The sequence below is a fragment of the Ciceribacter lividus genome, from assembly GCF_003337715.1.
Classification (GTDB): domain Bacteria; phylum Pseudomonadota; class Alphaproteobacteria; order Rhizobiales; family Rhizobiaceae; genus Allorhizobium; species Allorhizobium lividum.
Map to the genome: position 1 here is coordinate 432,761 of NZ_QPIX01000003.1, position 11,424 is coordinate 444,184.

Here is an 11,424-nt window from a genome sequence, read left to right on the forward strand (position 1 = left end):
CGCAGACTCTTGGCCCGACCGACCGGTCTGCAGCCCTACGACATGGAAGTCGGCGCCGGCACCTTCCATCCGGCGACGACGCTTCGCGCGCTCGGTCCGAAGCCGTGGAAGGCGGCCTATGTCCAGCTTTCGCGCTTCCTCCATCCGGCACGTGTCTATTGCGCCGCGTCCTTCTTGTAGGGCGTTGCGATCTCATCCTCGAAGGGGCCGTTGACGACGCGCTGCAGGCTGTAGTCGACAAGCAGCTTCTCGCGGTGCCACTCGCCGGCCATCGGCGCGGTTGCGTATTCGTGGAAGCAGGGCGTCCCTAGCGTCCAGTGCAGGAGCTTTGCCTCGGGGTTGGGCCCGAATTCGTCGGGTAGCCAGTTCCAGACCTTCGGGATCTCGCCGATAAGGTCGTCGGAAAGCCAGGTAAAGCGATGCAGTTGCGCGCCGGTCGCATTCATCACGAAGTCCGGCGTGACGACCTTGTTGGCCGGATGGCCGCAGTTCCAGAGGACGACGCTCGACCAGTTCTTGCGCGGATAGTCGGCGTTTGCCGAGCCGAGATATTTGGTCGTCGCCTTGGTCTTGTAGTCGTGATGGACACACATGACCGCCTTGGACTCGTCACGCAATGCCCAGAGCTTTGCGAGATCGTCGCGCACCAGCATGTCGCCGTCCACGAACAGGGCCCAGCCCGCGTAGTTCATCAGATGCGGCAGCAGGAAACGGCTGTAGATGAACTGATTGGAGCCGTCGCTGTGGGTTTCGGTGTAGGTCTTGAGATTGTTGAGTGCCAGCGGCGTAAATGAAATGACCTCGCTGGAATGGCGGATCATGCTGTTGGCGCAGACATGATAGGCGATCGCCTCGCGCGGATCGTAACCGATAAAGACATTGATCATGACAGGAACCTCCGGATATCTCTCATTAATGCGTCGGCGCTCATCGGCTTTGATCGAAGTCAATAGCCGCATCGAACGCACTCCTGCGCCATGCCCGGCAGCCTGTGATGAAGGTGGAGGCTGACGGGCCTTCTGCCGTGTCGTGCTTGACCGATGGGAAGGCTTGTGGCACCTCACCGCCAGTTCTCCGATCAGAAGGCCGGCCCCGTCATGTCTCAAGCAAGCCTCGCGCCCCACATGGACCCCAAGCGCTCGTTCCAGGCGCTCATCCTGACGCTGCATAACTACTGGGCCGACAAGGGCTGTGCCGTTCTGCAGCCGTATGACATGGAAGTCGGCGCCGGCACCTTCCATCCGGCGACGACGCTCCGCGCGCTCGGTCCGAAGCCGTGGAAGGCGGCCTATGTCCAGCCTTCTCGCCGCCCCTCCGACGGCCGCTACGGCGAAAACCCGAACCGCCTGCAGCACTACTACCAGTACCAGGTGATCCTGAAGCCGAACCCGTCCAACCTGCAGGAGCTCTATCTCGGCTCCCTGAAGGCGATCGGGCTCGATCCGCTGCTGCACGACATCCGCTTCGTCGAGGACGACTGGGAAAGCCCCACCCTCGGTGCCTGGGGTCTCGGCTGGGAGTGCTGGTGCGACGGCATGGAAGTCTCGCAGTTCACCTATTTCCAGCAGGTCTGCGGCATCGAGTGCTCGCCGGTCGCCGGCGAACTCACCTACGGCCTCGAGCGCCTCGCCATGTATGTGCAGGGCGTCGACAACGTCTATGATCTCAACTTCAACGGACGTGAAGGCGAGGAGAAGATCTCCTACGGCGACGTCTTCCTGCAGGCCGAGCAGGAGTATTCGAGGCACAATTTCGAATACGCCAACACCGAAATGCTGCACCGCCATTTCGAAGACGCGGAAAAGGAATGCCAGGCGCTTCTCGCCGCCGGCGCGCCGGGCGAGAGCGACAACCAGCGCCTGCACAAATGCGTCTTTCCTGCCTACGACCAGTGCATCAAGGCGAGCCACGTCTTCAACCTGCTGGATGCCCGCGGCGTGATCTCGGTGACCGAGCGCCAGAGCTACATCCTCAGGGTGCGCACCCTCGCGAAGGCCTGCGGCGAAGCCTTCCTGCTGACAGATGCCGGCGGGGCCAATCTCGGCAAGGCCGCGTGACGACGAGCCGGTCCCTTCCGGCTCCTGCCTTTGCCCGGCGGCTCAACCGGGCGCGCCGCCTCTGGGAGTGGCTTGCCCTCGCCACCGGCGTGCTGATCGCCGTCAAGGTCGTCTCCTATCTCTACCTTGCGTTTGCGAGCTACGTGGTCGAACGCACCGGCTCGCGGGTCACCGCGGGCATCGACAGCCCAGCCGTACAGGCCTGGTTTCAGATCGAGATCTGGTGGGACATCACGGTGATCCTGCTGGGCGCCGTGCTGCTGATCGTCTGGCTCCGGCTGATCTGGCTTTCCGCCGTCCTTGCCGAGCGTATTTCGCCTGGCAGCGTGCGCTACGCGCCGTGGGTGGCGGTCGCCGGCTTTCTGGTGCCGATCGTCAGCCTCTGGATGCCGGTCTATACGATGAGCGACCTCGGTAACGTCTTTGCGCGGGAAGAGGGACGGTCGACGGACGCGTTTCCGTGGATTCCCGCCTTGATCGTCACGCTTGCGCTGGTCTCGTTCGGGTTGGATGCCGCCAGTTTCGATATCTCCGGGTCCGCGCCGATCGATATGGCGAGCGCACGGACGGCCTTGCATCTCGCCGCCGCCGGAGGCGCCGGCAAGCTCCTGCTGCTGCTTGCCTGCGACGGCTTCCTGCGGGCGATCCGCCCCGGGCAGGAGATCGCCCTTGCCGATCTTTCCAGCCGCGAACGGGCATGGGGTCGGCCGGACGGGGATCGCGCAGATTCTCGATGACACCGGTCGCAAGGCCCTAGAATGGCTGGTGACTTTCCGCGCCGGGACGCATAAGGTCCGGCATTGTTCGCCTTCGCCGGAGCATGGAAGATGTTTACTATTCTCGCGATACTTGCCGCCCTCGTTCTTTACGTGGTTTTCATCTACAACGGCCTCGTCAAGTCCCGGCAGATGGCCGAGGAGGCCTGGTCCGGCATCGACGTGCAACTGAAGCGTCGTGCCGACCTCATCCCGAACCTCATCGAGACGGTCAAGGGCTATGCCGGCCATGAGAAGTCGACGCTCGAGGAAGTCGTCGCGCTGCGCAACAAGGCGCAGGCCGTGCCCGCCGGTGACGTCGAGGGGCGTGCGGTCGCCGAAGGCCTGCTCGGCCAGGCGCTCGGTCGCGTGATCGCGCTCGCGGAAGCCTATCCGGACCTCAAGGCCAACCAGAACTTCCTGGAACTGCAGCGTTCGCTCGAAACCATCGAAGGCGAGATCCAGATGTCGCGCCGCTACTACAACGGTGCCGCGCGCGACCTGAACGTCAAGGTGGAGAGCTTCCCTTCCAATCTGGTGGCCGGCCAGTTCGGCTTTGCCAAGAAGCCCTATTTCGAGATTGCCAACGAGGCTGACCGCGCCGTTCCGACGGTGAAGTTCTAAGTTGAGCGTTCCCGTAAACGGAACGCGACCGAGACAAGACGTATGACCACAGACAGACTGACCATCATTCCGCCCGGCCATCCGCTCACCGGACGGGTGAGCCCTCCGGGCTCGAAATCGATCACCAATCGTGCACTGCTGCTTGCCGGACTGGCGAAGGGGACGAGCCGTCTCACCGGCGCGCTGAAGAGCGACGACACCCGCTATATGGCCGAAGCGCTGCGGGCGATGGGCGTGACCGTCGAGGAGCCCGATGCGACGACCTTCGTCGTCACGAGTTCCGGCGAGCTGACGCCGCCGGACGCGCCGCTCTTCCTCGGCAATGCCGGCACCGCAACACGCTTCCTGACGGCTGCGCTGGCGCTCGGCCGCGGGCGCTATGTGGTCGACGGCGACGAGCACATGCGCAAGCGTCCGATCAAGCCGCTTGTCGATGCACTCCGTTCGCTCGGCGTCGCGATCGATGCCCCGACCGGCTGCCCGCCGGTCACCATCGATGCCACCGGCGCCTTCGCGGAGAACCGCGTGGTGATCGATGCCGGCCTGTCGAGCCAGTATGTCTCTGCGCTGCTGATGGCCGCGGCCTGCGCCGATGCCCCCTTCGAGATCGCCTTGGCCGGTGCCGATATCGGCGCGCGCGGCTATATCGACCTGACGCTTGCCGCCATGCGCGCCTTCGGTGCACGCGTCGAGCAGCCGACGCCCGCCTCCTGGCGGATCGAGCCGACCGGCTATACGGCGACCGACTTCCACATCGAGCCCGACGCGTCGGCCGCCACCTATCTCTGGGCGGCGGAAGTACTGACGGGTGGGACAATCGACATCGGCACGCCGGCCGGCGCATTCACCCAGCCGGATGCCAAGGCTCACGACGTGATCGCCGCCTTCCCGTCCATGCCGGCGGTGATCGACGGGTCGCAGATGCAGGATGCGATCCCGACGATCGCGGTGCTCGCGGCCTTCAACGACAAGCCGGTGCGCTTCACCGGCATCGCCAACCTCCGCGTCAAGGAATGTGACCGGGTGCGGGCGCTGTCGACGGGCCTGAACAATATCCGCCCCGGGCTCGCGACGGAGGAGGGCGACGACCTTCTGGTCTTCGCCGATCCGGCGCTTGCGGGCCAGAACCTGCCGGCGGCGATCGACACCTTCGCCGACCACCGCATCGCCATGAGTTTTGCGCTCGCCGGGCTGAAGATTTCCGGCATCACCATTCTCGACCCCGGCTGCGTCGCCAAGACCTATCCCGATTACTGGGATGCGCTGGCCTCGCTCGGCGTCGAATACAAGGCGGGATAATCGACCGTGAAAACGCTCTTCGGCCTCCTCTTCACGATGTTCCTCTCGCTGGCCCTCGTGAGGGGAGCTGCGGCCGAAGAGGTCATCCGCTCCTACCATGCCGATATCGAGGTCGCGGCCGACGCGACGCTGACGGTGACGGAAACGATCACCGTCAATGCCGAGGGCAACGAGATCCGGCGCGGCATCTTCCGCGACTTCCCGCTCTATGCCGTCGATGACGCCGGCCGCCGAACGAAGGTCGACTTCGAGCTCCTTTCGGTCGAACGCGACGGCGAGCCCGAGGCGAACCATACCGAGACCATTTCCGGCGGTATCCGTATCTATGCCGGCTCGGCCGACGTCTTCCTCTCGCCGGGGGAATATACCTACCGCTTCACCTACAGGACCGGTCGGCAGATCCGCTATTTCGAGGATCATGACGAGCTCTACTGGAACGTCACCGGCAACGGCTGGCAGTTTCCGATCGAGGAGGCGAGCGCCACGGTCTCGCTTCCGGACGGTGCGAAGCCGACGAAGACGGCGGTCTATACCGGCCCGCAGGGCTCGACGGAGAGCAACGCCCGCGCGGTGCCCGGCAGCGGCGGGCTGCAGTTCGAGACGACCCGCCCGCTCGGCCCTGAGGAGGGATTGACCATCGTCCTCGCTTTGCCGAAAGGCGTCGTCGCCGCGCCATCGGCCGAACAGACACGCTGGTGGTTCCTGCGCGACAACATCAACGCGATCCTCGGCTTCGGCGGGCTCTTCCTGGTCTTTGCCTATTACCTGCGTTCGTGGCTAGCCGTCGGACGCGACCCGGACGGAGGCGTGATCGTGCCGCGCTGGGACCCGCCGGAGGGCATTTCGCCGGCGCTGGTCAACTACATCGACAACAAGGGCTTTTCCGGCGCGGGCTGGACGGCGCTCTCCGCCTCGCTGATCGATCTCGCCGTCCACGGCTATGTCGAGCTCGACGACCTCGAAAAGTCGATCGTCGTGCGGCGCACCGGCAAGGCCGCGCCGACGACGCTTCCGGGCGGGCAGGCGAGCCTGCTTGCGGAACTCGGTGAGGCCGGCAGCACGTTCACCATCGACAAGAAGAACGGAAAGCGGGTCGAGAGCGCCGGACGCAAGTTCCGCAGCGCCATCGAGAAGGAGCATCGCGGCAAGTACTACCGCGCCAATTCCGGCTATTTCGCCGGCGGCGTGGTGCTCAGCATCGCAGCACTCGCCGCGCTCTTCGTCTTCGGGACGCTCGAGGAGGACACGATCGGGCTGATGTTCATCCCGACCTTCTTCTCGGTGTTCTTCGGCGCCTTCGGGGTGGCGATCGGCAAAGGCTTCAGCCGCAGCTCCTCGCTGCTCTCAAAGATCGTCTCGATCGTGGTGCTGACGGTGATCGGTTTCGCCGCCTTCACCATCTTCTCGCTGGTCGTCGTGACGGCCGTCTTCGAGCTTGCCGATGCGAGCCAGACGGAAGTGGTGGTCGCCGTCGGCGCCATCGTGCTGCTCAACGTGCTCTTCTTCTTCCTGATGGGCGCGCCGACGCCGATCGGCCGCAAGATGATGGACGGCATCGAGGGCCTGCGCACCTATATGACGCTCGCCGAGAAGGACCGGCTCAACATGCAGGGCGTGCCGGTAATGTCGCCGAGCCACTTCGAAACCCTGCTGCCCTACGCCGTCGCGCTCGGGGTCGAAAAGCCATGGACCCGCACCTTCGAGACCTGGCTCGCCTCGGCCGCAGCCGGTGCTGCTGCGGCGAGCTACCAGCCGGCCTGGTATCACGGCGATCTTTCGCGCGGCGTCGGCGATCGCATCGGCGGCTTCTCCTCGGCGATGGCCTCCACCATGGCCTCGACCATCCCGCAACCAGTCAAGAGCTCGTCCTCCGGCTTCTCCTCGGGCGGCGGCTTTTCCGGCGGCGGCGGCGGTGGCGGCGGCGGCGGAGGGTGGTGAGGGGACGTCCCGCGCCGAATCATATTGCGATATGTATCATGATGTGATACATATGAGAAACTCGGGAAGATGCGATGATAAGGTCCTACGCCTCGGCGATGACCGAGATGATCGCCGCCGGCGAGGCGCCGAAGGGGTTTCCGGCCGATCTGCTGCGCCGCGCCGTCGTCAAGCTGACATTGATCGACAACGCCGTCAGCCTGCACGATCTGGCGAGCCCTCCCGGCAATCGGCTGGAAGCGCTGAAGGGCAATCGGCAGGGGCAGCATTCGATCCGCATCAACGACCAATGGCGGATCTGCTTCGTCTGGGTGAACGGCAACGCGGAGAAAGTCGAGATCGTCGACTATCATTGAGGCCGGCGAAAAAGGATGAGAGATATGGTCGTGGCACTGCCTCCGGTTCATCCGGGTGAGATCTTGCGGGACGAGTTTCTTCAGCCCTTGGGCATGAGCGCCGGCGCCCTCGCGAAGAAGCTGAACGTTCCGCGCACGCGCATCGAGCGGCTGGTTGCCGAACAGACGGCGCTGACGCCCGACACCGCCCTGCGCCTCGCCCGCTTCTTCGACACCTCGCCGCAATTCTGGATGAACCTGCAGACCAGTTATGACCTCAAGGTGGAGGCAGCCGCCAAGGCGGAGGAAATCGCCGCTATCCCCGTCATGAGTGCCGCATAGCCGGGCGACAACCTCCTCGCAACATCGCGCAATTTCCCGTATTGCCGGATGACTTTTCGCGCCGGGCTTGCTAAGTCCGCGGCAACCCAGGCAACAAACAAAAAGTCAGTTCCATGCCCGATCTTCTGCTTGAACTCCGCTCCGAGGAAATTCCTGCCCGCATGCAGCGCAAGGCCGCGGGCGACCTGAAGAAGCTCGTGACCGACGCGCTGGTCGAGGCGGGGCTGACCTACGAGGGCGCGCGCGAATACTGGACGCCGCGCCGCCTTGCCCTCGACATCCGCGGGCTCACCGGCCGCTCCGCCGATGTCCGCGAGGAGAAGAAGGGGCCGCGCGTCGACGCGCCGGAAAAGGCGATCGAGGGCTTTCTGCGCGGCGCCGGCCTTTCCGATGTCTCTCAGGCGCAGGTGGTCAGCGATCCGAAGAAGGGCGATTTCTACGTCGCTTTCATCGAGAAGCCCGGCCGTCCCGCAGAAGAGATCATCGCCGCGGTCATGCCGGGCATCATCCGCGATTTCCCCTGGCCGAAGTCGATGCGGTCGGGTTCCGCATCCATGCCGAGGGGCATGTCCTATGGCGGCATCGAGGGCAAGGGCAGCGAAAGCCTGCGCTGGGTGCGCCCGCTGCAGTCGATCGTCTGCACCTTCGGCACCGAGAATGATGAAGTTGCCGTCATCCCCTTCGAGATCGACGGCATCGTGGCAAGCAACATCACCTACGGCCACCGCTTCCACGCGCCGGAGGCGATCACCGTCCGGCGCTTCGGCGATTACGTCGCGAGCCTCGAAAAGGCGAAGGTTGTGCTCGACGCCGAGCGCCGCCGTCAGATCATCGTGCAGGATGCCGCCAACCTCGCCTTTGCGAACGGCCTCGACTTGGTCGAGGATGCCGACCTCCTGGAAGAGGTCTCCGGCCTCGTCGAATACCCGCACGTGCTGCTCGGTACCTTCGAGGAAGACTTCCTCTCGATCCCGGCGGAAATCATCCGGCTGACGATCAAGACCAATCAGAAGTGCTTCGTCACCCGCCCGCATGGCGTCCACCTCCCCCTTGAGGGGGGAGGTCGCGCGGAACGCGCGGGTGGGGGTGATACGGCGTCGGTCGCGAGCGATCACCCCACCCCGGCCCTTCGGTCCGACCCTCCCCCTCAAGGGGAGGGTGTGCTCTCCAACCATTTCATCCTCGTCTCCAACATCGAGGCGAAGGACGGCGGCAAGGAGATCATGCACGGCAACGGCAAGGTCGTGCGCGCGCGCCTTTCCGACGCGCTGCATTTCTGGAAGCGCGACCAGGGCGACCTGCCGGACCTCGACACGCTGAAGGCGTCTGCCGCGAAATTCGGCCTCGACCTCAAGAAGCCGCTCGACCAGCGCATGGCCAAGCTCGATGCGCTGAACGTCACCTTCCACGCCAAGCTCGGCACACAGGGCGAGCGCGTTGCCCGCATCCGGGCGCTCGCCAGGGAACTGGCGCCGATCGTCGGCGCCGATGCCGCCCTCGTCGACCGCGCCGTTGTGCTGGCGAAAGCCGACCTGCGCACCGAGGCGGTCGGCGAATTCCCCGAACTGCAGGGCGTCATGGGCCGCAAATATGCGCTGCTGCAAGGCGAGCACGAGAGCGTCGCCGCAGCGATCGAGGATCACTACAAGCCACAGGGGCCCTCCGACCGCGTGCCGGACGACAAGGTGGCGATCACGGTGGCGCTCGCCGACAAGCTGGATACGCTGACTGGCTTCTGGGCGATCGACGAAAAGCCGACCGGCTCGAAGGACCCCTATGCGCTGCGCCGTGCGGCGCTGGGTGTGGTGCGGATCATTCTGGAGCGGGGGATTCGCATCGGGCTTTCGAGTGTTGCCAGAGATTCTGACCTCCTTTCCTTCTTCCACGACCGCCTGAAGGTCTATCTGCGTGATCAGGGTGCCCGCCACGACATCATCGATGCGGTGCTCACCCCCGAAGCCGACGACTTGCTGATGGTCGCCCGCCGCGCGGAAGCGCTGACGGCCTTCATCACCTCCGAGGATGGCATCAACCTGCTCGCCGGCACCAAGCGGGCGACGCAGCTTCTCGCCGCGGAAGAGAAGAAGGGCACCGTCGTCGCCGACGCGGTTTCCGATGCGCTGCTGACGCTCGACGCGGAAAAGGCGCTCTACGCCGCGATCAGGGTCGCGACCGCGGAAGCTGCCGAAGCGGTGGCGAAGGAAGACTTCCGCTCCGCCATGCAGGCGCTGTCGAAGCTTCGCGCGCCGGTCGACACCTTCTTCGACGACGTGCTGGTGAACGACGAGGATGCCGCGATCCGCGCCAACCGCCTGGCGCTGCTGAAGGCGATCCGCGAGGCGACCGGCACCGTCGCCGACTTCTCGAAGATTTCGGGCTAGCCTCTCCCCTCGTGGAAGAGGAAAAAAATCGGCATCTTGGCTTTGGCCAAGTGCCAGATTTTTCAGGGGAGGGGGAAGGTCTGACGCAGGACGTTCGCCTTCTCGGCGGGCTGCCCGCAAGGGGAAGAGGAGTGAAAGTGCCGAAAATCCTCATCAGCGCCTGTCTTCTCGGCCGCCCGGTCCGCTACGACGGCAAGGGCAAGCCGCTCGTCCACCCGGCGATCGACCGCTGGAAGGCCGAGGGCCGGCTCGTCGCCTTCTGCCCGGAACAGGCGGGCGGACTTTCGACGCCGCGCCCCCCGGCCGAGATCGAGGGCGGCGCGAGCGGCGAGGACGTGATCGAGGGGCGCGCAAGGGTCATCGAGAAGACCGGCCGCGACGTCACGAAAGCGTTCGTCGAGGGTGGACGGAAGGCCGTCGACTTCGCCCGCGCCAATGGCTGTGCCTACGCGCTCCTGATCGACGGCAGCCCGTCCTGCGGGTCGGGTTTCATCTATGACGGAAGCTTTTCCGGTGTTCGCCATCCGGGCCTTGGGGTAACCGCGGCGCTCTTGCGCCAAGCCGGCATCGCGGTCTTTTCCGATCGCGAAATAGAGGCGCTCGTGGCGCGCATCGCCGAAGGGATGGAATAGTTCCGTCCTGCGGTCGGTGTGCTGCAGGCAGGGCAAAAACACGAAGGGCGGCGTTGCCGCCGCCCTGATCAGCTCCGGGGTGTCCGGATCAATCGTCGTTGTCGCTGCCACCGTTGTGGTCGCTGCCGCCGTCATGGCCGCCACCGTGGTCGCTGTCGTTGCCGCTGTCATGGCCGGCACCGTGGTCGTTCTCGCCACGGCCGTTGTCGTCATTGCCGTTGCGCTCGTTGCGTTCGTTGCGCTCGCGGTTGCGTTCGGTATGGCCCATGCCGTTGTCGTCGTTCGAACGGTCGCTCCGTGCGGACGAGGAATCGTGGCCGAGGCACTGAGCAACGGTGGAGCAACCTTCGCTCGCCATGGCAGGCGCGGAAAGCAGCGAGGAAGTGGACGCGGCGAGAAGGGCGGCGAATACTGCGATGTAGGTCTTCATTGGTCAGTCCTCCGTGTTGAATATGGGATCATGTATACTCAACGCTGACTGACGGATGCCTGACCGGTACCTGACGGTGAGCTGACAGGGGAAGAAAAGTGGAAGAAGGAAAGGTCGGCGCCACGATGGCGCAGGCGTGACAGCGGCACTTCTGCGACGGGCCGGCATCGCGGTCTTTTCCGATCGCGAAATAGAGGCGCTCGTGGCGCGCATCGCCGAAGGCACTTGATCGCCCGTCGGCGGCCATATCAAAGACATGCCAGACATGCGAAGGGCGGCGTTGCCGCCGCCCTGATCAGCTCCGGGGGTGTCCGGATCAATCGTCGTTGTCGCTGCCACCGTTGTGGTCGCTGCCGCCGTCATGGCCGGCACCGTGGTCGCTCTCGCCGCGGCCGTTGTCGTCATTGCCGTTGCGCTCGTTGCGTTCGTTGCGCTCGGTATGGCCCATGCCGTTGTCGTCGTTCGAACGGTCGCTCCGTACAGACGACGAATCATGGCCGAGGCACTGAGCAACGGTGGAGCAACCTTCGCTCGCCATGGCAGGCGCGGAAAGCAGCGAGGAAGTGGAAGCGGCGAGAAGGGCGGCGAATACTGCGATGTAGGTCTTCATTGGTCAGTCCTCCGTGTTGAA

12 protein-coding genes and 2 pseudogenes are annotated in these 11,424 nt (G+C 64.8%); 11 read left to right on the forward strand and 3 right to left on the reverse strand.

Annotated features, from left to right (window positions below; all coding sequences use genetic code 11):
- Positions 1–27: 27 nt before the first annotated feature.
- A pseudogene (locus tag DFR48_RS08290) lies at positions 28–135 on the forward strand (glycine--tRNA ligase subunit alpha); the annotation flags it as partial.
- 20 nt (positions 136–155) lie between these two features.
- On the opposite strand, the gene DFR48_RS08295 reads toward DFR48_RS08290, so the two are convergent.
- Complete coding sequence (locus DFR48_RS08295; RefSeq protein ID WP_114362677.1) at positions 156–887, reverse strand: glycosyltransferase; 732 nt, start codon at positions 885–887, stop codon at positions 156–158.
- 237 nt (positions 888–1,124) lie between these two features.
- On the opposite strand from DFR48_RS08295, the gene DFR48_RS08300 reads away from it, so the two are divergent.
- From DFR48_RS08300 to DFR48_RS08340, 9 genes are all read left to right on the forward strand, one after another.
- The gene (locus DFR48_RS08300; protein ID WP_114362719.1) at positions 1,125–2,057 is read left to right on the forward strand and encodes a glycine--tRNA ligase subunit alpha; all 933 of its coding nucleotides are present in this window, start codon (positions 1,125–1,127) and stop codon (positions 2,055–2,057) included.
- Positions 2,054–2,794 carry a DUF4328 domain-containing protein gene (locus DFR48_RS08305; RefSeq protein ID WP_170141825.1) on the forward strand — a complete coding sequence of 247 codons (741 nt, stop codon included), beginning with the start codon at positions 2,054–2,056 and terminating at the stop codon, positions 2,792–2,794. Before DFR48_RS08300 ends, DFR48_RS08305 begins: the two co-directional genes overlap by 4 nt.
- 90 nt (positions 2,795–2,884) lie before the next feature.
- Positions 2,885–3,436 carry a LemA family protein gene (locus DFR48_RS08310; RefSeq protein ID WP_114362678.1) on the forward strand — a complete coding sequence of 184 codons (552 nt, stop codon included), beginning with the start codon at positions 2,885–2,887 and terminating at the stop codon, positions 3,434–3,436.
- A 42-nt stretch (positions 3,437–3,478) separates the two neighbouring features.
- A complete protein-coding gene (gene aroA / locus DFR48_RS08315; protein ID WP_114362679.1) occupies positions 3,479–4,735 on the forward strand; it encodes a 3-phosphoshikimate 1-carboxyvinyltransferase in 1,257 nt (418 codons plus the stop codon).
- Positions 4,736–4,741: 6 nt separating this feature from the next.
- Positions 4,742–6,673 (forward strand): DUF2207 domain-containing protein, encoded by a 1,932-nt coding sequence (locus tag DFR48_RS08320; protein ID WP_425359239.1) that lies wholly within the window; start codon positions 4,742–4,744, stop codon positions 6,671–6,673.
- A 74-nt stretch (positions 6,674–6,747) separates the two neighbouring features.
- Entirely contained in the window at positions 6,748–7,029 is a 282-nt protein-coding gene (locus tag DFR48_RS08325) for a type II toxin-antitoxin system RelE/ParE family toxin (protein WP_114362680.1), read from the forward strand.
- Between the two features lie 24 nt (positions 7,030–7,053).
- Positions 7,054–7,350: a HigA family addiction module antitoxin gene (locus DFR48_RS08330; RefSeq protein ID WP_114362681.1), complete on the forward strand. Its 297-nt coding sequence runs from the start codon at positions 7,054–7,056 to the stop codon at positions 7,348–7,350.
- A 113-nt stretch (positions 7,351–7,463) separates the two neighbouring features.
- Complete coding sequence (gene glyS / locus DFR48_RS08335; RefSeq protein WP_114362682.1) at positions 7,464–9,731, forward strand: glycine--tRNA ligase subunit beta; 2,268 nt, start codon at positions 7,464–7,466, stop codon at positions 9,729–9,731.
- Positions 9,732–9,868: 137 nt separating this feature from the next.
- A complete protein-coding gene (locus DFR48_RS08340; protein ID WP_114362722.1) occupies positions 9,869–10,363 on the forward strand; it encodes a 2-thiouracil desulfurase family protein in 495 nt (164 codons plus the stop codon).
- Positions 10,364–10,451: 88 nt separating this feature from the next.
- Here the strand turns inward: DFR48_RS08340 and DFR48_RS08345 are convergent, their stop codons facing one another.
- Entirely contained in the window at positions 10,452–10,793 is a 342-nt protein-coding gene (locus tag DFR48_RS08345; protein ID WP_114362683.1) for a hypothetical protein, read from the reverse strand.
- A 100-nt stretch (positions 10,794–10,893) separates the two neighbouring features.
- Here DFR48_RS08345 and DFR48_RS08350 point away from each other — a divergent pair.
- Positions 10,894–11,022, forward strand: a pseudogene (locus tag DFR48_RS08350) (2-thiouracil desulfurase family protein); the annotation flags it as partial.
- An 87-nt stretch (positions 11,023–11,109) separates the two neighbouring features.
- On the opposite strand, the gene DFR48_RS08355 reads toward DFR48_RS08350, so the two are convergent.
- On the reverse strand, positions 11,110–11,403 hold the full coding sequence (locus DFR48_RS08355) for a hypothetical protein (protein WP_114362684.1): 294 nt from the start codon (positions 11,401–11,403) through the stop codon (positions 11,110–11,112).
- Positions 11,404–11,424 lie beyond the last annotated feature (21 nt).

What these genes read in the sequence shown, in the direction of transcription:
- DFR48_RS08295 (WP_114362677.1), bottom strand. Translation starts at nt 887, where the DNA reads ATGATCAATGTCTTTATCGGTTACGATCCGCGCGAGGCGATCGCCTAT.
- DFR48_RS08300 (WP_114362719.1), top strand. Translation starts at nt 1,125, where the DNA reads ATGGACCCCAAGCGCTCGTTCCAGGCGCTCATCCTGACGCTGCATAAC.
- DFR48_RS08310 (WP_114362678.1), top strand. Translation starts at nt 2,885, where the DNA reads ATGTTTACTATTCTCGCGATACTTGCCGCCCTCGTTCTTTACGTGGTT.
- aroA (WP_114362679.1), top strand. Translation starts at nt 3,479, where the DNA reads ATGACCACAGACAGACTGACCATCATTCCGCCCGGCCATCCGCTCACC.
- DFR48_RS08325 (WP_114362680.1), top strand. Translation starts at nt 6,748, where the DNA reads ATGATAAGGTCCTACGCCTCGGCGATGACCGAGATGATCGCCGCCGGC.
- DFR48_RS08330 (WP_114362681.1), top strand. Translation starts at nt 7,054, where the DNA reads ATGGTCGTGGCACTGCCTCCGGTTCATCCGGGTGAGATCTTGCGGGAC.
- glyS (WP_114362682.1), top strand. Translation starts at nt 7,464, where the DNA reads ATGCCCGATCTTCTGCTTGAACTCCGCTCCGAGGAAATTCCTGCCCGC.
- DFR48_RS08345 (WP_114362683.1), bottom strand. Translation starts at nt 10,793, where the DNA reads ATGAAGACCTACATCGCAGTATTCGCCGCCCTTCTCGCCGCGTCCACT.
- DFR48_RS08355 (WP_114362684.1), bottom strand. Translation starts at nt 11,403, where the DNA reads ATGAAGACCTACATCGCAGTATTCGCCGCCCTTCTCGCCGCTTCCACT.